The sequence below is a fragment of the Bacillota bacterium genome (genome assembly GCA_040757085.1).
Lineage (GTDB): Bacteria > Bacillota > Sulfobacillia > JACIYH01 > JACIYH01 > JACIYH01.
In genome coordinates this window covers 85,393-105,632 of sequence record JBFLXJ010000031.1, presented here as the reverse complement: position 1 = coordinate 105,632, position 20,240 = coordinate 85,393, and the positions used below count along the sequence as shown (strand labels likewise).

Annotated in this window: 22 protein-coding genes and 1 pseudogene; 13 read left to right on the top strand and 10 right to left on the bottom strand. The window is 65.6% G+C overall.

What is annotated here, in order from left to right; translation table 11 throughout:
* Positions 1-380 precede the first annotated feature (380 nt).
* Together AB1446_12225 and AB1446_12220 are read right to left on the bottom strand one after the other, a co-directional pair.
* Positions 381-569, bottom strand: a complete 189-nt coding sequence (locus tag AB1446_12225) for a hypothetical protein (protein ID MEW6547659.1) — start codon at positions 567-569, stop codon at positions 381-383.
* Between the two features lie 106 nt (positions 570-675).
* Positions 676-955, bottom strand: a pseudogene (locus AB1446_12220) (ATP-binding protein).
* A gap of 1,208 nt (positions 956-2,163) precedes the next feature.
* Here AB1446_12220 and AB1446_12215 point away from each other — a divergent pair.
* The 3 genes from AB1446_12215 to AB1446_12205 are packed head-to-tail and all read left to right on the top strand — an operon-like array spanning position 2,164 to position 3,150.
* Positions 2,164-2,376 carry a type II toxin-antitoxin system HicB family antitoxin gene (locus AB1446_12215; protein MEW6547658.1) on the top strand — a complete coding sequence of 71 codons (213 nt, stop codon included), beginning with the start codon at positions 2,164-2,166 and terminating at the stop codon, positions 2,374-2,376.
* A gap of 53 nt (positions 2,377-2,429) precedes the next feature.
* Positions 2,430-2,753 (top strand): nucleotidyltransferase domain-containing protein, encoded by a 324-nt coding sequence (locus tag AB1446_12210; protein ID MEW6547657.1) that lies wholly within the window; start codon positions 2,430-2,432, stop codon positions 2,751-2,753.
* Positions 2,734-3,150, top strand: coding sequence for a HEPN domain-containing protein (locus AB1446_12205; GenBank protein MEW6547656.1), 417 nt, complete (start codon positions 2,734-2,736; stop codon positions 3,148-3,150). The genes AB1446_12210 and AB1446_12205 overlap by 20 nt, the downstream gene beginning before the upstream one ends.
* Before the next feature lie 118 nt (positions 3,151-3,268).
* Here AB1446_12205 and AB1446_12200 read toward each other — a convergent pair whose 3' ends face one another.
* Complete coding sequence (locus AB1446_12200) at positions 3,269-3,457, bottom strand: hypothetical protein (protein ID MEW6547655.1); 189 nt, start codon at positions 3,455-3,457, stop codon at positions 3,269-3,271.
* A gap of 366 nt (positions 3,458-3,823) precedes the next feature.
* Between AB1446_12200 and AB1446_12195 the strand changes: the two genes are divergently transcribed.
* The 6 genes from AB1446_12195 (at position 3,824) to AB1446_12170 (ending at position 6,819) form a co-directional block, all read left to right on the top strand.
* Positions 3,824-4,597, top strand: coding sequence for a hypothetical protein (locus AB1446_12195; GenBank protein ID MEW6547654.1), 774 nt, complete (start codon positions 3,824-3,826; stop codon positions 4,595-4,597).
* A gap of 120 nt (positions 4,598-4,717) precedes the next feature.
* Positions 4,718-4,888: a hypothetical protein gene (locus AB1446_12190; GenBank protein ID MEW6547653.1), complete on the top strand. Its 171-nt coding sequence runs from the start codon at positions 4,718-4,720 to the stop codon at positions 4,886-4,888.
* 2 nt (positions 4,889-4,890) lie between these two features.
* Positions 4,891-5,022, top strand: coding sequence for an NYN domain-containing protein (locus AB1446_12185; protein ID MEW6547652.1), 132 nt, complete (start codon positions 4,891-4,893; stop codon positions 5,020-5,022).
* A gap of 50 nt (positions 5,023-5,072) precedes the next feature.
* Entirely contained in the window at positions 5,073-5,333 is a 261-nt protein-coding gene (locus AB1446_12180) for an AbrB/MazE/SpoVT family DNA-binding domain-containing protein (GenBank protein ID MEW6547651.1), read from the top strand.
* A 3-nt stretch (positions 5,334-5,336) separates the two neighbouring features.
* Positions 5,337-5,561 (top strand): PIN domain-containing protein, encoded by a 225-nt coding sequence (locus AB1446_12175; GenBank protein ID MEW6547650.1) that lies wholly within the window; start codon positions 5,337-5,339, stop codon positions 5,559-5,561.
* Between the two features lie 127 nt (positions 5,562-5,688).
* Entirely contained in the window at positions 5,689-6,819 is a 1,131-nt protein-coding gene (locus tag AB1446_12170) for an MFS transporter (protein MEW6547649.1), read from the top strand.
* A gap of 75 nt (positions 6,820-6,894) precedes the next feature.
* On the opposite strand, the gene AB1446_12165 is transcribed toward AB1446_12170, so the two are convergent.
* The 6 genes from AB1446_12165 to AB1446_12140 form a co-directional block, all read right to left on the bottom strand.
* A complete protein-coding gene (locus AB1446_12165) occupies positions 6,895-7,608 on the bottom strand; it encodes an ABC transporter ATP-binding protein (GenBank protein ID MEW6547648.1) in 714 nt (237 codons plus the stop codon).
* Complete coding sequence (locus tag AB1446_12160) at positions 7,595-9,307, bottom strand: branched-chain amino acid ABC transporter ATP-binding protein/permease (protein MEW6547647.1); 1,713 nt, start codon at positions 9,305-9,307, stop codon at positions 7,595-7,597. The genes AB1446_12165 and AB1446_12160 overlap by 14 nt, the downstream gene beginning before the upstream one ends.
* A gap of 7 nt (positions 9,308-9,314) precedes the next feature.
* On the bottom strand, positions 9,315-10,187 hold the full coding sequence (locus AB1446_12155; GenBank protein MEW6547646.1) for a branched-chain amino acid ABC transporter permease: 873 nt from the start codon (positions 10,185-10,187) through the stop codon (positions 9,315-9,317).
* Positions 10,188-10,250: 63 nt separating this feature from the next.
* Positions 10,251-11,438 (bottom strand): ABC transporter substrate-binding protein, encoded by a 1,188-nt coding sequence (locus tag AB1446_12150; protein MEW6547645.1) that lies wholly within the window; start codon positions 11,436-11,438, stop codon positions 10,251-10,253.
* Between the two features lie 17 nt (positions 11,439-11,455).
* A complete protein-coding gene (gene dapF / locus AB1446_12145; protein MEW6547644.1) occupies positions 11,456-12,349 on the bottom strand; it encodes a diaminopimelate epimerase in 894 nt (297 codons plus the stop codon).
* Positions 12,350-12,415: 66 nt separating this feature from the next.
* Positions 12,416-14,407, bottom strand: coding sequence for a sigma 54-interacting transcriptional regulator (locus tag AB1446_12140; GenBank protein ID MEW6547643.1), 1,992 nt, complete (start codon positions 14,405-14,407; stop codon positions 12,416-12,418).
* A 167-nt stretch (positions 14,408-14,574) separates the two neighbouring features.
* On the opposite strand from AB1446_12140, the gene folE reads away from it, so the two are divergent.
* From folE to folK, 4 genes are read left to right on the top strand one after another with little or no spacing between them, the layout of a single operon-like run.
* Positions 14,575-15,132 carry a GTP cyclohydrolase I FolE gene (folE, locus tag AB1446_12135; GenBank protein ID MEW6547642.1) on the top strand — a complete coding sequence of 186 codons (558 nt, stop codon included), beginning with the start codon at positions 14,575-14,577 and terminating at the stop codon, positions 15,130-15,132.
* Positions 15,133-15,138: 6 nt separating this feature from the next.
* On the top strand, positions 15,139-16,380 hold the full coding sequence (folP, locus tag AB1446_12130; GenBank protein MEW6547641.1) for a dihydropteroate synthase: 1,242 nt from the start codon (positions 15,139-15,141) through the stop codon (positions 16,378-16,380).
* A 1-nt stretch (position 16,381) separates the two neighbouring features.
* On the top strand, positions 16,382-16,747 hold the full coding sequence (gene folB, locus AB1446_12125; protein MEW6547640.1) for a dihydroneopterin aldolase: 366 nt from the start codon (positions 16,382-16,384) through the stop codon (positions 16,745-16,747).
* Complete coding sequence (gene folK / locus AB1446_12120) at positions 16,732-17,289, top strand: 2-amino-4-hydroxy-6-hydroxymethyldihydropteridine diphosphokinase (GenBank protein MEW6547639.1); 558 nt, start codon at positions 16,732-16,734, stop codon at positions 17,287-17,289. Before folB ends, folK begins: the two co-directional genes overlap by 16 nt.
* Here the strand turns inward: folK and AB1446_12115 are convergent.
* Entirely contained in the window at positions 17,171-20,005 is a 2,835-nt protein-coding gene (locus tag AB1446_12115; GenBank protein ID MEW6547638.1) for an FAD-binding protein, read from the bottom strand. The two genes, folK and AB1446_12115, sit on opposite strands and share 119 nt — an antisense overlap.
* Between the last annotated feature and the right edge of the window lie 235 nt (positions 20,006-20,240).

The following is a 20,240-nucleotide window of genomic DNA, read 5'->3' as shown; positions in this document are numbered from 1 at the left end:
CCGCAACGATCTCCGGTGCTGGGCGGCACCGATGGCAGAGTTGTAGTGACACGGATTGTTCCCAGATCAAGGCAAAGCTTGGAGCATAACGGAGTCAAGGGTTCAGGCGTTTTTCAGGGATCTCGTTAGGGCGACAGAACCCATTGCGCCGCGATCTTGAAGGAGGCGCTCCACGCCGGGTTGAAACGCGCGTTCCTGAAGGTGGAGCCGGTGGGCGCTGAATCCGAAGCAGTGGCGTTGAGTGTCGGGGCTCGGATCATTTGGCGGTGAGTTGCTCACGTTTGATGGCAGTGCCGACATGGCCGTGGAGGATCGCGGTGTGAGCAGGGCGGCTTGAGAGCCGCCCCGCCTGGAGAGCTTCTTTGGGATTTTGGGCCGGATTACTGGTCAACAAGGTCGTTGACGGCCCGCTGGGCGTTGTCGGGTTCCACCAGGTTGCCTTCGTGGGCGCAGACGTCGAGCAGGGACGCGGTGTAGAGGTTGTTGATGACCCGGGGGATTCCCCGGAAGTAGTTGTGGATGAGCCTGATGGCGCCATCGGTGAAGATGGTCCTGGTGGTGCCCGCCATCTTGAGCCCGTGCTCGATGTATGCCTTGGTTTCCAGTTCATCCAGGCCGCCCAGGTGGAAGCGGATGGTGACTCTCTGGCGCAGAGCCTCGATAGTCCATGAGCGAGGCGTAGGAGCCGTCTGCCCGCGCGATGGCCAGTTCGGAAAGCAGCCTGGGTACCCGGTAGTACCTGGCGGTGAAACCCTGGCGGCAGGCGGCGTTGGCGAGCGCGCAGGCCAGGAACGTCTTCCCCGGTCGGTCCCACGATTATAACCCCTTGGTGAGCCCGGATCCAGTTGCCCGTGGCCAGGCTCGGCATGACCGCGCGGTCAAGGCCGCGGGGCACCTGGTAGTCGATGGCCTCCATGCACGCGGGCAGCCTGAGCTTGGCCGCCTTCAGCAGCCTACCACCACCGGCGGCGGTGTGTACTACGGACTGCTGGCGGCCGAGATTGCTTTGGAGGTGTTGGCCCGCGCTCTGGCGGAGGACGACCTGACTGCGGAGTCGCTGGCGGAATACGATCGCCGGTGGAGGTCCCTGCTCGGGCGTGAGATCGAGGTGGGCGTGCGCTTCCGGCAGCTTGCCCGCCGGGTCGACGACGCCACCCTCGCCTTCCTCTCGACCTCGCCAACCGCCACGGCATCAAGCGTGCCATCCAGTCCCACCGCCTCTTCGACTGGCACGCCCCCTGCTCTCCGCCCTCCTCGACGGCCTCCTCTCCCTCCTCCGCCCCCTCCTCAAATAGCCCCGGTGCCCCCGCCACCTCTCGCGCCCCCGCCACCCCCGCGCCTGCCCCGCGATGCCCGCCCAAACCGCGGCGCCCACGCCGCAGTCGCCGGCAAACCGCGGCACGCACGCCGCGATCCGCGCCGAATCGCGGGGCCCACGCCGCAGTCGCCGGCTGAGCCGCGGCGCCTGTGCCGGGGTGACCAGCAGGACTCGGGAGTATGCGCCGCGATCAGCAGCCAAACCCCGGCACCTATGCCGGAATCGGCGCCCGAACCCCGGAGTGTGCGCCTGGGTGGCCGCCCGAACCGCGGCGCCTGTGCTCCACTCAACGCCGGACGTCGGCGCCTGTGCCGGGATGGCGGGGCGGGCTCCGGCCGCTGCGCCCAGGCAGTCCTGCCGGGGGCTCCCAGTGTCGATCAGCGGCGGCAGAATGTGGAAGAATGTGACGCGGCGTGTCTGGTTGCGGTACCGCGTTGTCTTTGCCGCCCGAACTGCTGCGATTCTGGCAGAGGGTCCCTGCCACGGGGGGCGTTTCGACAACCCCCGCAGGGTGGTCACCTTCCCGAAGGGGCACGAGGGTGGAGAACGAGCGGTTTGCCCAGTTCCGTGCCCGCTGCGGCTTTGCCCCCAGCCTTTGCACCCCGGGCCGGGCGCATGAAAAGGGGCTCCGTAGAGGTCTTCGCCCGGCTTCGCGGAGAGAGGCATTTCCTCACGCCGGTGCCGCGGGTGAAAGACCCGGACGATCTGAACCAGTACCTGCACCCAAAGTGGGGGAGGCGCATCTCTAGACTTCTTCTTGCAGCCTGTCACATGGGTTGTGGGGCGGCGGTGCAGTTCTCGCGATTCGTCTTCTGGTGGGTTAGAATAGGTGAGGGGCGTGGTCTGTGGTATACCCGGTGATAATCGAGGAAGACGGGTGCGGCGGGTATGTCGTGGTGTGTCCTGCGTTTGAGGGATGTTACAGCCAGGGGGATACTGTGGAGGAAGCCCTGGCGAATATTCGCGATGCTATAGAGCTTTGCCTGGAGGAGCTGCGGGCCGAGGGCAAGGAAGCGCCGCCTCCGCGCCGGGTGCTGGTTGGGAGTGTGGCTGTTTGAGCCCCGCATGGCCTGTGGGAGATCGAGACCGCTGCCATGGGGAGGTCGGTCGGGTGGACGCCATCGACCAGCTTCCGGAGATCGTTGAACGGCTAGTCCGGCAGTTCCGGCCGCTACGGATAGTCCTTTTTGGGTCACAGGCGCGGCAGGATGCCGGGCCCGGCAGCGACATCGACCTTTTGGTGGTGCTTCCTGAGGTACAGGATAAACGCCGGACTCTGGTAGCCATGCTGCGTGCTCTGGGTGACCTGCCGGTGCCGGTGGACGTGATCCCCACGGATCCCGGGGAGATTAGCCGTCGTGGGCACCTGGTTGGCTCTGTGCTCCGCTCTGCTCTGCGTGAAGGAAGGGTGCTGTATGAGCGAACGGGATCCTGAGCACCTCGCCGAGGTACGCCGGTGGCTGAGATACGCGCAAGAGGATCTTACCGCCGCGCGTCGCCTGGCGCTTGATGAAGATGTGGCGCCACGCCAGGCATGCTGGCTTGCCCAGCAGGCGGCCGAGAAAGCCTTGAAGGCCGCCTTGTGCTTTGCGCAGGTTGACTTTCCGAGGACGCATAACCTGGATGCACTGCGAAATCTCCTCCCTGCGGGGTGGTCAGTCAAGGAACAGCATGGCGATCTAGCGCAGCTTACCAGTTGGGCGGTGGAGGCACGCTACCCGGGCGATTGGCCCGAAGCTACCGTAGAGGACAGTCGGCAGGCATTGGAGCTGGCAGAGGGAGTCCTCGAGTCAGTGCGGGGGGACCTGTCCCAGCGGGGACTGCAGTTGTGAGTGTTGGCAAGAGCCCACGGGGGCCCGATAGCACGGGAGGCACGTGCAACTCTGCCTGGGCAGGAAGCCTGCGGCACGCCGGCCGCAGTCCCACCCTTTTCCCGGTGTGGCCTGCGTCCTACCCCCACGCTTCCTCCTCTCCGCCTTCCTGGACGGCCCCCTCTCCCTCCTCCGCGTCCTGCTCAAATAGCCCCCGCGCCCCCCGGCACCTGCCCCGCGGTGCCCGCCCCAACTCGGCGCCCACGCCGCAATCGCCGGCTGAACCCCGGCCCCCGCGCCGCAATCCCGCCCGAATCGCGGCGCCCACGCCGCAATCGCCACCCAACCGCGGCGTCCGCCCCCCAACCGCCGGCCGAACCCCAGCACCCACGCCGCGATCCGCGCCGAATCGCGGCGCCCACGCCGCAGTCGCCGGCTGAGCCGCGGCGCCTGCGCCGGGATGGCTAGGAGGACTCGGGAGTATGCGCCGCGATCGCCAGCCAAACCCCGGCGCCTACGCCGCAATCGGCGCCCGACCCCCGGCGCGCACGCCGCAATCAACGCCGAACGCCGGCGCCTGCGCCGGGATGGCGGGGCGGGCTCCGGCCGCTGGGCCGTGTGCGGCCCCGCCGGGGCCTCCAAGCATCTACCATCTGAGGCAGAATGTGGTAGAATATGACGCGGGGGTGTCTGGTTGAGGTACCGCGTTGCTTTCCCGCCCGAACTGCTGCGACTGGAGCACATCGGTCCGACGGCAAAGTTCCTCTACCTGGTGGCGGAGGCGATCCAGCCGAAATCGGTCGTTGAGCTCGCCAGGATTGCGGGTGTGGACCCGCGGCACACCGCGAGGCTGTGCGCGGAGATGGCGCGCAGTGGTTGGATGAAGCTCATCCGTTCCGGGCGCGAAACGATGCCGGTTCCGGTGATTCCCGACGCGGTGCAGGAACAGTTGGCCAAGCACCTTGCCGAGCTGGTAGCCATGTCGCAGCACAAGGGCGAGTACCTCATGAAATGCTGGCTCGACCTCCTTGTGGCCAGCGACAACTACGTGGATAACGCCAGGCCAGGGTTTCTGAGCAACCCTCTCTCGGGGGAATCCCTTGAGTTCGACAGATATTACCTCGACGGTGTGGCGTTCGAATTCAACGGACCCCAGCACTATGGACCCACTGCATCGTACCCGGACGAGCAGGCGTTCAGGGAGCTGCGAGTCAGGGATCTCTTGAAGAAGGGGCTCAGTGGTGAGAAAGGCATCGAACTGGTTGTGATTACGGCGGACGACCTGTCCCTGGACGGCATGGTGGCCAGGCTCCCGGCCCTCCTCCCCAGGAGCGCCGTTGACAGGGACGGGCCGTACGTGAAGGCGCTTGAACGCCTCTGTCAGGAATACCGGGCGAAGATGACTGTACCGGGCCGGGGCAGGTTCACTCCTAACGTGTCCACGCCTGGCGTGCCCACCTCAGATTGACGGTTGGGGGAGGCAACCGGAGCGTTCAGCCGATCAACCAAGTCCTGAGGCACGGCCACGGTCTGCTGGGCCTCTCGCCCTTGGGTGCGCGGGCCTCTTGGGGGGTTTGACATTGAAGCGGTGATGGTATTCATCGACGGCAGCAACCTGTACCACGCCCTTAAGGACTTCGTGGGCCGCACGGACCTGGACCTGCAGCAGGACCGTAGTGGGGAATTAGTGGAAAAGGGAGTGGATGTATCCCTGGCCGTCGACATGCTGTCTCGGGATTATAGGATCACTACGACATAGCCGTGTTGGTCAGTGGTGACGGCGATTTTGCCAGGGTCGTCCAGGCAGTCAAGGACCTGGGCAAGAAGGTTGATCGAGTTGGGCGTGCGCTTCCGGTACTTTGCCCGTCGGATGGGTCTTATTGCTTACGGTAAGAATCCATGATAGATTATCTGCAGAACGCGGGAGCCCGGGAGTGTCGTCCATGGAACTTGTCTCTCCGACCCCTCGTGGCCAGGTGACCATCCCTAAGCGCATCAGGGACGCTCTGCGTCTCACGCCCAAGACCAAACTACGGGTGTACACGGACGGCGGCAGGGTGGTTTTTGAGCCGGTTTCTCCCCTGGACACCCTGCTGGACGTGCTGGAGACCGAAGCCCGCGAGAAGGGCTACACCAGGGAGGATATCGAGCGGGAAGTTGCTGCTGTACGGGAGCAGTTGATCAAGAGGCTTTACGGAGAATAGCCCATGCGGGTGATGCTGGATACCAACGTGCTGATCTCCGGCATGGTTTTCCGTGGGCCCGAGCGCCGGTTGTTGGAAGTTATTCGAACGAGCCATACTCTGGTGGTTAACGATTACCTGCTGGTGGAAGCGACGGAAGTACTGGCCCGCAAGTTCCCGGGCAGAGAAGGGCTTCTTGATGCCCTGTTCGAGACAGCCCCAGTTGCGTGGCAACTGCCTCTTGGATAAGCACCGGAACTCAGGGTGTTTCCCTCGCGTGTACCGAAGGAAAACCTGGGAGGGATGAAGCATAACACAACAGCCGATCAGCCAGGCCCTGCCCGGGCGGTACTACATCTGGCGGTATGTCCTCGCGGTGGGTCTCCTGGAGTTTTTCGCCTTCAAGATCCTCGATCCATACTACCTCCAGTTCATGACCACAGACCGGGGGCTCGACCTCGCCCCCACACAATTCGGCTTCTTTGTAGCCCTGGCCTCAGCAGTCACCTTCGCCGTCGACTACCTGTCTGGAGCCTTTGCAGACCGGCTGGGCCGGCGGCTTTCCTGGGCCCTGGCAATGTTCTCTTACGGGCTGGGCATGCTCTGGCTCAGCTCGGTCTCTGCCCTGGGCCCTGCGCTGCTCACTGCTGTGCTCATGGGGACTTCTTACGCCTTCGCCAGCGGGGCGCGCGAGGCCTGGCTGTACGATAACGTCGGCCAGGAGGGCATGCGGCAGGCTTTCGCTGGGCTCTACCTTTGCTCCGTCCCGCTCACCATGCTGGGTATGGCAGCGGCTTACGCTCTGGCCAGCCTGAGCAGCCTGCGCCTCCCCATCGCCTTGACCGGCCTTATCGTCCTGGCCAACGGTCTGTTTATCCTGAGCTTCCCAGAGAACTACGGCAGCCAGCGCCGCAGGGGATGGCTGGAGATCCTCAAGGTCGGGTTCCGCCAGTTTCTGGAGAGCCGCGTTCTCTGGATCACGGCAGCCCAGAGCTTCTTCATCACCCTTCCCATCTGGATTACCACCGCCTGGTGGATCACCTACCTCGTGCGGAAGTTCGGCGTAGACCTGAGGAACACGGCCCTGGCCTTCGGCGTTGCCTCACTGGCCGCGGCGATAGCCGGACTCTGCATCTCCAGGATGAAGGCCACCGACTATCGCAAGTTCATCCTCTATCCCACGCTCTTGTCCGCGCTGGCTTTCTTGCTGATGCCCTTGGCCCCCGGGGCCGGGGCCTTCGTGGCCCTGGTGATCGTGGCGGTGGCCTGCGGCTACTTCAGGGGCAGCGGCATCACCCTCCTGGAGAACGAGCAGATCAACGAGGAACGGGCCACCGCTCTCTCGTTCTTGAACACCCTCCGCAGCGCCTTCTGGGCGGTGGGTCCCCTGCTGTGGGGTGCCGTGATCTCCGCTGTGGGCCTTGAAGTCGCGTTCGTGCTGGCAGGGGCAGCCTCCCTGATCTCCCTGCTCCTCTTGATGCTGGCGCTGAGGCTGAGAGGTGGCTGACCATGAAAGGGGTTGCTGTACTACCGCACGCTGTCCAGCCCGTTCTCCGCCGGTACCCCCCTCCCGGACAGCCTGTCAGGAAGAACGGCGGACGCCGAGGTAAGCCTCCCGCACCCGGGGGTCATCCAGCAGCGCGCGGGCCGGTCCCGAAATAGTGGTGACCCCCGTGTCGAGCACGTAGCCCCGGTCCGCTATCTCCAGCGCACGCAGGGCATTTTGCTCCGCCAGCAGGACCGTGGTGCCCTGCTCCCGCACCCGGGCAATGGCGTCAAACAGGGTGTCCATCATGATGGGGGCCAGCCCGAGTGAGGGCTCGTCCAGCAAGAGCAGTTGGGGTCTGCTCATCAGCCCGCGCGCGATGGCGAGCATCTGCTGCTCTCCCCCGGAGAGGGTGCCGGCGTACTGGCGCCGCCGCTCCCTGAGGACGGGAAACAATTCGAACATCGCCTCCATGTCGCGGGATATGCCCGCCCGGTCGCGCCGCAGGAAAGCACCCATGAGCAGGTTCTCGCTCACCGTCAGGTTGGCGTACAGGCGCCGCCGCTCCGGTACCAGGCACACGCCGCGGCCGAGGACCTCGTGGGGGCACCCGGGCAGGGGCCGGCCCAGGAAGAGGACGCGGCCGGCCCTGGGCCTGAGCACTCCGGCGAGAGTCCACATCAGGGTGGACTTCCCCGCCCCGTTGGCCCCCAGCAGGCACACGATTTCTCCCCGCTCAACCCGCAGGGAAACTCCACGCAGGGCGCGGATCTCTCCATAGGAAACATGCAGGTCCTCAACCACCAGCACGTGCCCCTGCCTCCCCCAGATACGCCTTGAGTACGAGCGGATTCTGCTGGATGGCGTCCGGCGTCCCTTCCGCCAGCACCGCACCGAAGTTGAGCACCACTATACGGTCGCACAGGTCCGTGACCACGTCCATGTGGTGCTCGATCAGGATGGTGCTGAGGCCGAAGGACCTGTGGATGGACCGGACCGTGGCGACCAGCGTCCGGCTCTCTTCCGGGTTCATGCCGGCGGCCGGTTCGTCGAGGAGGAGTACGCGCGGCCGCAACGCCAGCGCCCGCGCAATCTCGAGCCGTCGCTGCAGGCCATAGGGCAGGCTGTCGGAACGCTGCTGCGCGTAACCTTCAAGTCCCACCCGGGCGAGCAGGGCCAGAGCATGCCGCCGCAACTCCGCCTCGCGTCTTAAGCAGCGCGGCGTCCGCAGGAGTGCGTCCAGCAGGGTGTAGCCCGGGGGGTGGCCGATGGGCATGAGCACGTTGTCCAGCACCGTGAGGTTGCGGAAGAGGCGGATGTTTTGGAATGTGCGTGCTATGCCGGCGCGGGCGATGCGGTCGGGCCGCAATCCCCCGATGCTCCGGCCTTCGAAAGCGATCTCCCCCTCCGACACCGGGTAGACCCCCGTGATCAGGTTGAACACCGTGGTCTTGCCCGCCCCATTGGGCCCGATCAATCCCAGGATCTCCCCCCGGCCCAATTCCATGTTGAGGCGGTCGCAGGCCACCACCCCGCCGAAGTGCTTGCTCACCCCCGTCAGCTTGAGAACGGGATCGGCGGACGCAGGCTGGTCTGGTCCCCCACCATATGCGGGCAGGACAGAGTCGGAAACGGGCTCCCGGCCGCCGGGTGGACCGCCCACGCGCAGGGGGATGCCGACGGTCTTCCAGGTGAGCTCACGGTATCCCAGCAGGCCCTGGGGGCGAAACACCATAATGGCGACCAGTAGGGCCCCGTATGCCACCAGCCTCCACATGCTGGCCACCCGCAGCAGCTCGGGGATGCCCACGAAGATGGCAGTGGCCAGCGCAGGACCGGTCAGGCTACCCATGCCTCCGCAGACCACGGCAGCCGTCAGCTGCGTGGAGAGCACCGAGGTGAACATGGCGGGCTGGATGAAATTGAAGTAGTGTGCGAAAAGCCCGCCCGAGAAACCGGCGGCGGCGGCACTGAACAGGAGCGACCTCATGCGGGCCCGCATGACGTCAACGCCCATGATCTCCGCGGCCACGTGATCCTCCCGCACCGCCACCGCTTCCCGCCCAAAGTGGGACGACAGCAGATTGCGCGCCATGAGGAGGACGAAGGCGGCGCTGGCGGCGGCCACCGGCAGGCTGGTGTAGTGGGCGATGCCGGGCAACCCGCGGGCCCCCTGGGTGATATCCAGGTTCTCCAGCAGCACCCGCACCGCCTCCCCGAACCCGAGGGTAGCGATGGCGAAGTAGTCGCTGCGCAGCTTGGCACGCAGGGTGGGGTAACCGATGAGCAGCCCCGCAGCAGCGGCGTTCAGGGCACCGGCCAGCAGGGCGAGCGGATAGGGACCGTGGTAGAAGTAGGTCAGGATGCCGGCCGTGTACGCGCCGATGGCGACGAAGGCGGCGTGTCCCAGGCTGAACAGACCGGTGAACCCGGTGAATACCGCCAGGCCGGTGGTGGCTACGACGTTGATACAGATGACGGTCAGCACCCCGGTCAAGTACTCGCTCATGGGCCCCCTACACCTTCTCCTCCAGCGACTTGCCCAGCAACCCGGTGGGCAGCACTAACAGCAGCACCACCAGCAGCGAAAAGCTGAACACGTCACGGATGATGGAAGACACATACACCGACACGAGCGTCTCGGTCAATCCCAGGACGAGCCCACCGATAACGGCACCGGGCAGGCTGCCCAGGCCTCCGATCACAGCAGCGATGTAAGCCTTGTTGGTGATCCATCCCATGGTGGGGTACACGATGTACTTAAACCCCATGAAGATGCCGGATAGCCCCGCCAGGGATCCCGCCAGCACAAACACCAGCTTCACCAGCCGGTTGATGTTCACTCCATTGATGCTGGCCACAGTCATGTCGTAGCTGGCAGCCCGGATAGCCGTGCCCAGCTTGCTGCGAGTGAGGAAGTAATGGAGCACGGTGATGGCCGCCGCCGAAAACCCCAACGCAAAGAGATCAAGCACGCCCAGGGAGCTGCCCAGGACGCTGATGGTCTGGTGGCGGAAGACCTCGGGATAGGCGTAAAAGTGCGACCCGATGGTCACATACACCATGTTCTCCAGGAAGATGGATGTCCCCATGGCGCTGATCATGAAATACAGGCTGGGGGCCCGCCGCGCCCGCAGCGGGGAGTAAGCCAGGCTCTCATTCAACACCGCCAGCCCTGCCGCCCCCACCACTGCCCCCAGGATAGCGACTGCCATGGGCTGATGGAAGGAGGTGAGGAGGTAGTAGCCGACGTAGGAGGCGAGCATGATCACCGTCCCGTGGGCGAAGTTGCTGAAGTTGAGTACGCTGAACACCAGGGAATAGCCCACTGCCATGAGCGCGTATATCCCGCCTATGGCCAGGCCTGTTACCAGGGTTTGCAGGAGCAACTCGAGCTCTCTCCCAGAGCCGCCGGGGGACCCCAAAGGGTCCCCCGGGGCACGAATTCCACACTACTTGGTGACGTACTTCTTCACGAAGACGAACTTGCCCTCCTTGACCCCCTGGATCACGGCGGGCTTGTTGACAGGATCGTGGGTGTTGGGGTCTATAGTGAGCAGGCCGCTGAGCACCTTCAGGTCCTTGGTCTGGGCCAGGGCCTCCGCGATCTTCACGGGGTCCGTACTCTGGGTGCGCTTGATCGCATCGACGATGGCGTACAGGGCGTCTACAGCCATGATCGGGTTGGGCATGACCGGGTCCGCCTTATAGCGCTGGCGGTACTCGGCGATGAAGTCCTGGATCTCGGGGTCCTCCAGGCTGGCGATGTTCACGAAGTAGGAGCCTTCCACGGCGCTCCCGCCCAGGGTAATCAGGTCCGGGCTGGCCCAGCCGTCGCCTCCCAGGAACGTGGCCTTGATTTTGAGATCGCGGGCCTGCTTCATGGCCAGGGCGGCTTCCTTTTGCATGGTCGGGATGAACAGCACGTCCGGATTCTTGGGTTTTATCTTACCCAGCATGGCCCGGAAGTCCAGTTCGCCTGACCGGAAGGCCTCGTTGGCCACGATCTCTCCACCCATCTTGGTAAATGCCTCGGCGAAGTACTTGCCCAGCCACGAGGAGTAGTCCGACCCCACGTCGTACAGAATGGCCGCCTTGCGGGCCCCCAGGTCGGTGTAAGCGAATTGGGCCGCCACCGTGCCCTGGAAGGGATCGATGAAACACGCCCGGAAGGCGTACTTCTTGAGAACGTTGTTGTCTACAGTTACCTTCGGGTTGGTGGCGGTGGTGGCCACGAAGGGAACCTGGGCAGGTTCCGTCACCGACGAAACGGCGATGGCCACTCCGCTCTGGGCCGGCCCTATAATGGCCACCACCTTGTCCTGGTGGATGAGGCGCCTGGCGACGTTGACACCCTCGGTGGCGTCGGCCCGGTTGTCATACGCGATCAGCTTGATCTGCTTCCCGAGTACACCACCCTCTTTATTGATCTTCTCGACTACCATCTCCAGGGCGTTCTTTTCCGACTGGCCCCACATGGAGGAGTCGCCGGTCAGGGCTACCTCGTGACCGATCTTGATGACCTGCTCTTCTGCCGGCTTGGCCTCCGGTTTGGTTTCGGGCTTGCCCCCCGCGCACCCCGCCAGAGTGCTCAGAACAAGCAGCCCGATTGTGGCGAGCATCGTCAGCTTGCGCACCATGGTTTTTCACCTCCATTCTATTCCGGACCGTGCGGCAACCAGGCCGGGCGAAACAGATGCCCGTACGCGATCGTCGCCACCGGCCCGCTCAGCCACACGCTCCGCTCGTCTTGCACCTCCCGGCTGACGACCAGGGTGCCCCCTCTGGTGCTGATCGTCACCGGGGAGGTGACCCATCCCAGGCTTTCCGCTACCAGCGCTGCCGCCACCGCTCCGCTGCCACACGCATAGGTCTCCCGCTCGACCCCCCTTTCGTAGGTCCTCACCCGCACCCGGTCTCCTCCCCTGGCCATGAAATCTACATTGGCACCCTGGGGGAAGCGATCCCAGGACCTGATCCTGCGACCCAGCCCCTCGACGTCCAGCCGGTCAAGGAGGTGACTGTCGGGCAGGGGTATTACCAGGTGGGGTACCCCCACCGGGACAAAGAAGCCCACGTCCGGCCAATCTCGCTCCTGCCCGCGGCCTGGCTGTTGCACCTCGCGCACGGCCTCGCCCAGGGGAACCAATTCCGCAGGCCCCACGGGCACGCGGATGGCCACGCTATCGGATCCCACCACCGCCTCCACCACGCCGGCACGGGTTTCGAAGGTCATGCGGCGCGGCGCCATGCCCTGGCGCCAGGCGACCAGAGCGGTGCAGCGGGCCCCGTTGCCGCACATCTCGCCCTCGGAGGCATCCGGGTTGAACAGGCGCATGCGCAGGTGACAGGCGCGCGACCTTTCGATGAACATAACTCCATCGGCCCCGAGGGAAAGGTGAGGCATGCACACGTTGCGGGCAAATACCCCCTTGGCTCCCTCCGGTATGAGGTCCTCCCGGTTGTCGATGATCACAAAGTCATTGCCACAGCCGCTCATCTTCCAAAAGGTTACCGGTTCGGTGATCGCCATCAATTCGTTCGCTGACACCGTGCCTCCCTGGCCTCCCGCCGATCCGCCCTTGCTCACCAGACGCGGTCGCTACTGCCAGGGAGTTTACGCAAGGGGCGTGCCAGCGTCTACTGCACGGGTCGTGCCCGTGTTATGTGCCGATCCGCCCTGCGCCGCAAAAGGTTCCTGCAAATCGGTCCTGGAACCCGGACTGCCACGGCCAAACTTGTCCACGATTTCGGACAGACCGCAACTCCTGACCTTTTCGTAGAAACTGCTGCGGCTCATGCCCAGCATGGTCATCGCCCGCCTGCGGTCCCCCCGCGCAGAATGCAGGGCCATGGCGATCACCTGCCGCTCCGCCTGCGCCACTACTTCGCGCAGCGGTGCTACCCGCGTCACCCTGACCGGTACCGACTCGGGGCCGCAGCCCCTGCGCACGTGGGCGGGTAGGTGCTCCGGATATATGACGCCGCCGTCGGCCAGGAGGGCGGCCGCCTCCAGGACGTTGCGCAACTCCCGCACGTTCCCCGGCCAGGAATAGTCCATGAGCACTTCTCCTGCCGCCTCGCTGACGCTGAGAGAAGGACGACCCACCCGCCGTGCAATATCCGGTAGCATCTGGTCTACCAGCACCGGGATGTCGCACCGGCGCTCGCGCAGGGGCGGGAGCCTGATGCACACCACGTTGAGCCGCCAGTAAAGATCAGGTCGGAAGGCACCGCATGCCACCAGCGTTTCCGGGTCGCGATTGGTAGCCGCTATGAGACGCACGTCCAGCCGCACGGGGGAGGATCCGCCCAGCCGGAATATTTCCCCTTCCTCTATGGCATGGAGGACTTTGGCCTGCAACGAGGCGTCCAGATCGGCAATCTCGTCCAGAAAGAGAGTTCCCCCCTGGGCCTGCTCGAACTTCCCCTTCATGCCTCCCCGACGCGCCCCGGTGAAGCTGCCCTCCTCGTAGCCGAACAACTCCGATTCCAGCAGGGTGGACGGGATGGCGGCGCAGTTGACCTGCACAAAAGGCCTCCCGCGCCTGCGGCTGGCTTCGTGGATAACCCGAGCCAGCAGGCCCTTTCCGGTGCCTGTCTCCCCAACCAGGAGCACGGTGAGGTCCGTCTCCGCTGCCCGCTCTGCCATCGCCCGCACCTCTTCGATCTCCTTGCTGATGCCGGCGAGGCGGGCCATCCCGCCCGGGACACCTGCCGGGGTCCCTGTCCCGGTCACGAGGGAGCGCAGCGATTCCAGTGCCCGTTCGTCGTCCCGGCGCGTCGTTTCCAGTTCCTCCAGGTCCTCAACGGTGAGCACCGCCCCCATCACCACTCCCCGGCGCGTAACGGGCGTCACGCGCATCCTTACGGGGATGCCGTTCAGAGTCCTGACCATGTCGCGCTGGCCTGCGCGCTCCCCCCGGGCTACGTGCAGCAGGTCGGCAATCTCGGCGGAGTCCGGGTGGATTTGGCTGATGGGCATCCCTTGCAGGCAGGGGACGGGGGCATCCTGTCCCTTGGCCGTGTATTCCTTGCCTTCGAGGATCTCGCGGGCGCTTTCTCCTCGTGCGGTGTAACCACGGGCCTGGTAGAATTTCACCCGGTAGTCCCGCCCGTCGAGGAGCACCAGGTGCCCGGCACAGCGGTCGTACGAGAAGGAATAGGTGGCCGCGCCCACCCGGATCTGCAGCACACGGTTGCGCGCATGCACGGAAACCCGCACCCACACCGTGCCTGCGAAACCGGCCACGGTGAGATCGGAGTTGGCGGGTGCGCTGCGGAAGCAGGCCGAACCCGGCGGGGATGGATACCTGCCGACGGCAACCAGGGTCCCCCCCGGCACCACCTGGCCGGGATCCACGCCAATCACCGCCAGGTGGTGGGGAGCAAGCCCTCCGTCGTCACCCCCCAGGAGGTTGTCCGCCAGCAGTACGACGTCACCCGCCTGCAGTCTGCCCGGGGGGTGTCCGGGCCCCGCCCGCGGGTCGATGCCGAACAGGGCCATGGCCTTGCGGTTGTACACCCGGATGGTGCCCCGCGCATCGATGGCGATGACCCCCCGCCCTACCAGGTCCAGCGCTTCCCGCATCCATTCCCAGGACCGCAACGAACTTTCGCCCCCCGCTGGTCTCTTTCTCGGGTTTTGACCCGTTCTCCTTTCGACGTAAATGCTGGCAAGTGCCTGCCTCTGGGAGGAGGGCCCGGCACTGTTGGAGAACTAATCCGGTCAGCCTGGCGGGCCTGGTGGGGGCCACGCGGCGGGGAGGGGAGCCGGTGGATAAGAAGAAGATCGAGGAAGCGGTGCGCATAATCATCGAAGCTATCGGTGAAGACCCATCGCGGGAGGGGTTGCGGGAGACCCCCCGCCGGGTGGCGGATATGTATGGCGAGATTTTGTCCGGTCTGGGCCGCGACCCGGGGGAGGAGCTGATCGTCCAATTCGACGAGAAGCACGAAGAATTGGTCCTGGTGAAGGACATCCCGTTTTACTCCCTGTGTGAGCATCACCTGCTGCCGTTTTTCGGCCGTGCCCACATTGCCTACATCCCCAAGGGCAAAATCACCGGTCTGAGCAAGCTGGCCCGGGTGGTGGAGGTAGCTTCGAGAAGGCTTCAGGTGCAAGAACGCCTCACCACGTGCATAGCGGACATGATCATGGACAAACTGGAGCCCCAAGGAGTGGTGGTTGTCCTGGAGGCTGAACACCTGTGCATGAGCATGAGGGGGGTTAACAAGCCCGGGACGCTTACCGTGACTTCAGCCGTAAGGGGTATTTTCCGGCGCAACCCAGCCTCGCGGGCGGAAGCTTTCGCCATCATACGCGGGCGGTGAGAGCCGATGCCGGGCGGTGAAAGCACCATGCGCAGCTACAACCCCAGGGTCATCGTTGTCGACAACCTGCGGCGAGCCGTGGCCGAGATGGATCTGGTGGGTGTGGACGAGGTGGGGAAAAAGTTGATGGCCCCCAAGGCCGTCCACCGGGTAGTCAAGGTGGAAGGACTCACCCCCAAGGCCGCCAACGTGTTGAAGCAGGAGATGCTGGCCCGGGGCGGTGAAGCGGCAGTGGCGCACGGTGCGGCGGACTGGTCGGTCCAGACCACTGACGTGCTGCTGATGGGCACCCTGCGCCAGTACCGCCTGCTGGCGAGCAAGTTGAGGATGCAACCCTTCGGCCTGGCCGAGCTGGGAAGGCAGCTGGAGGCGGTCCTGGCGTGCTGGGAAAGTGAGGGACGCTGGCAACTGGAGTGCGGACCCCACACCCTGGAGGTGGGGGCCAGAACGCTTGTCATGGGTATCCTGAACGTCACCCCGGATTCCTTTTCCGACGGCGGGCTTTATCTGGATGTGGAGGCCGCAGTTGCCAGGGCAAGGGAGATGGTCTCCGACGGGGCGGACATAGTGGACGTGGGAGGGGAGTCGACACGTCCCGGGTCTGCTCCCGTGTCGGAGGAAGAGGAGATGGACCGGGTACTGCCGGTTATCGAGCGCCTGGTGAGGGAGTTGCCCGTCCCCATATCGGTCGACACTTACAAGGCCAGGGTGGCCAGGGAAGCCCTGCGCCTGGGGGCCCAGATAGTCAACGACGTGGGGGGACTGCGGGCGGACCCCGAGATGGCCCGGGTGGTGGCCGAGTTCGGGGTACCCGTCGTAATCATGCACGGCCTCGCCGAGCACCGCCGAGAAGAATGGCCGGAGTACAGGTCGGTGATGGATGCCCTGGCCGGCTTCTTCCGGGAAAGCCTGGACCTGGCGGAACGGGCGGGCATATCCCGGGAACTCGTGATCATCGATCCCGGGATCGGCTTTGGGAAAAGGCTGGAGTACAACCTGGAGATAATAGCCCGCCTGCGCGAACTGAGGAGCTTCGGCCGGCCCATTCTGCTGGGCCCGTCGCGGAAAAGCCTCGTGGGCAAGGTGCTTGGCCTGCCGGTCGAGGAGCGGCTGGAGGGGACGGCAGCCACGGTGGCGCTGGGCATAGCCAACGGAGCCGATATTGTCCGGGTGCACGATGTGAAAGAGATGGTACGGGTAGCCCGGATGGCCGACGCCATCGCACGCCGCCCGGTCGGGGGGGAATAAGGTGGCTGACCGGATCATCCTCAAGGGTATGACCTTTTATGGCTACCACGGTGTCTTGCCCGGCGAGAAAGAGGCCGGGCGACCGTTTGTGGTTGACCTGGTCCTGTACCTTGATCTCGACCCGGCGGGACGGCGTGACGATCTCGACTGCACGGTCGATTACTCACGGGTGTTTGACGCGGTCAAACGGGTCGTAGAAGGTGAGCGCTTCAACCTGGTCGAGACCCTGGCCAGCACCATAGCCGAGCGAGTCCTGGCTGGCTTCCCGGTGGAGGGAGTGCGGGTTCGGGTCAAGAAGCCGGTGCCCCCTGTGGGGGGGATCATGGAGTACGCAGCAGCGGACGTGCGGAGGTGGAGGAAGAGTTGACCGTGGCTTACCTGGGGCTGGGGGGCAACATGGGAGAGCGAGAGGTGATGCTGGCCCGGGCGGCGGCCAGGCTGGACGCCCACCCTGGCATCCGGGTGCTGGGTCGGTCCTCTCTTTACGAGACGGAACCGGTGGGGCCGGCGGGGCAGCCGTGGTATCTGAATGCGGTTCTGGAAACCGAAACATCCCTGTCTCCTCTGGAGTTGCTCGGTGCCTGCAAGCAGATAGAGGCCGACCTGGGAAGAAGGCGGGGTCTGCGCTGGGGCCCGCGCCCCATCGACATAGATATACTGTTGTTCGGCAATTTTGAGATCTCTACCCCGGACCTGGTCATCCCCCATCCCGAGCTACGCAGGCGCGCGTTTGTGCTCGTGCCTCTGGCCGAGATCGCACCGGACCTCGTGCTCCCCGGGGGAGGTACCGTCACGTCGGTACTGGCCGGGTTGGATGACCCGCATGGGGTTCGCCTCCACCGGGAAGTGTGGCCGGCAGTATTCGGGCGGCAGGAGCGAGAATCCCCGCCGGGTCGAGCCGGCCCTTGAGCCTGGTCACCACCTTAGCCGTGCCGGCCGGGTAAGCCCTGCCCGGCAGCCAGGGCAGCATGGCTCGTTCCAGGTCGGCGCCCCATCCGTAAAGCCCGAGCTCACCGCCGGGGGCGGCTCCGGTCAGGTGGTGGAGGAGCTCGGCGATCCCCGCAGGCGCCTCGCCTGCAGGGGAAGACAAGGTGAAATCTATGACTCCCAGGGTGCAGAAGGCGTTCACCCCGCACTCCCATCCCCGATCGCGGGCGGTGCGGAACAGGAACGCCGCGGCTGCGGGGAGGGATGTGGGCTTCACCCGCATGTATCCCGCCACCCAGCAGGGGCGGGGACGGAGGCGGTGGCAGGCGGCCGGGCCCGACCGGCGGCGAGCCTCTTCCCACCATCTGGCCGCCTCATCGGGGGCAAGGGGGCGGGGTTCCAGCCCGTGGTGGCTGGAGCAGCGGTAGAGCTGGTTGATCCACCATTGCACGTCTTCACCAGGGCCGGCCAGGGCCAGGAGCAGTAGCCAGTTGTCTTTCCCCGGGCATGGGGACAGGAGCTGCAGGGCGGCGACGTCGACCGCGGGGAAGAGGTCTGTCAGGAACGGGCCCAGGCCGGCAGGGTCGCGTACGGGCACGGCGACGGTCTCTTCCTCTTCCGGACGGGGCCACAGGCGTACCGTCGCCTCCACCGCGATACCGAGGATTCCCCACGCGCCGCAGAGCAGCCGGGTGGCGTCGTAGCCGCTGACGTTCTTGATCGTCTGGCCCCCGACCCGGCACACCTGGCCGCTGGCGTCGAGGAAGGTGAGGCCAAGCAGGTTGTCCCGCGTGGAACCGTAGCGGGGTCGGCGCGGCCCAAAGCCGTTGATCCCCACCTCTCCCCCCAGGGTGGACTTCGGGAGGCGCCAGCAGTCGACGGCGTAGAGGCAGGATGCGGCTGCTGCCGACGCGTTGAGGTCGTCCGGATGACATCCCACCTGCACGGTGGCGGTCAGGTTCTCGGGGATCAGGTCGACCACCCGGTCGAGGCCAGCGGTCGAGACGGCAACCCCTCCCTCGAAGGGAGAAAAGGCGACGCTTACCAGCGTTCCTCCCCCGATCGGCCATATCTTCACGCCGCGGGCGGCCAGGATCCTCACCGTTTCTGTCAGCTCCTCCGCGCTCTCGGGGACGGCCACTGCCCAGGGGCTGCGGGCGGCGTCGAAGCCGAACCGCCGCAGGTCCTCGCCGGACGTGAGGAGACGACGGCCCAGCAGGGCCTCCAGTTCGCCAAGTACTCTTTCTGGCGTGACTCCCGCCCCGGAGGCCGGTGCATCTGTGGCGGGTGCTGCTGATCCGGGGGTGGGGGGCGGAAGTAGCTTGCCGGGATTGAGAGTCCAGCGGGGGTCGAAGGCGCGTTTTATCTCGGCGAAGTAACGGAGGGTGGCGGGGGAGAAGGCGAGGGGCATGAACTCCAGCTTCTCAACCCCGATGCCGTGCTCGCCGGAAAGGGTGCCACCCAGCCGGAGCGCCTCTTCCACCACGACGTGGCAGACTTCCAGGGCCTGCTCCATCTCCCTGGGACAGCGGTCGTCGAGCAGCACCGCCGGGTGCAGGTTGCCGTCCCCCAGGTGCCCCATGATGGAGATGGGCAGCTTGCTTTCCCGGGCGAGCTCGGCCACCTTGCGGAACATCTCGGGTACCCGGTGGCGGGGCACCGTCACGTCCTGGCTGAGGTACGTGGGCTTGAGCAGACCGTACATCCCGGACGCCGCCCGGCGGGCCAGCCACAGGTCTTCCCTTTCCCGGGGGTCCGTGGCCGAGCGTGTTCCCACGGCCCCACTTTCCCGCATGATCTGCTCGGCGCAGCGCACCTGCTTGGCCAGTGCGGGGCCCGGGCCGTCAAACTCCAGGAGGAGCATGGCCTCGGCGTCGACGGGTATCCCCAGGTGCAGGGACTTCTCAACGAGGGTGATGTCCAGCCGGCCCATGATTTCCAGGGCTGCGGGGAGCATCCCCGCCGCGACGATGCGGGAAACGGCGGTGGCTGCTTCTTCCACAGCCGGGAAGAAGGCCAGGAGGGTGGCATGGTTCCGCGGAGACGGTACGAGCAGGAGGGCCAGCCTGGTGACAAAGGCCAGCGTTCCTTCTGATCCCACCATCAGGCTGCCCAGCTCCAGCAGGGGCCGGGGGATGTCCGGACAGGGGACGGGGCCCAGCTGGCCGGTGCTGGCCAGGGTGCCGTCGGGCAAGACGAACTCCAGGCCGAGGACGTGCTGGCGGGTCACCCCGTACCTGGCCGCCCTGGGGCCCCCGGCGTTTTCCGCGGCGTTGCCCCCCAGGGTGGCGACTTTGCCGCTGGCAGGGTCGGGCCCGAACATGAGTCCCCACCGGCTGGCGGCCTGCTGCAGCTCCATGTTGGTGACTCCGGGCTCGACCAGCGCCACCCGGTTCTCCGGATCGACCGTCAGGATGCGGTTCATCCGGGTGAGGGCGATCACCACTCCCCCCGAGGTGGCTACCGGCCCCCCGCTCAGGGAGGTGCCGGCGCCCCGCGGTACCACGGGGACTCCCTGCCGGTTGCATATGGATACCACCGCTGCCAGTTCCTCGCGATTGGCGGGTAGAACCACGAGGTCCGGAAGGCCGCAGATGGGGCTGGCGTCGTAAGCGTAGGTGTGGCGTGCCAGCTGGCTGTCGAGCACCCAGGGGGTCCCTACGACGCGAGCGAGCTGCCTGGCAAGTTCCCCCGGCACGTCTCCCCTCCAAAGCTGCTTTCCGCGGTTCGGGGCTATCCACTTCGGCGCGGGCGGAGGCTGTTCCTCCCGGTGGCCTTCCACCTGTTCCCCAGATCCCCATAATACGGGTTTTCCTTCCATAAGAGTGTTCGCTAAAATGTTGAGGGTGAGACGGCGGGGCTTTCCCATCGAGGGGCTACGCCCGGGAGCAGCAGCGGGTATTCCTGACGGGAGGCTGCGTCAACGGAGAGCA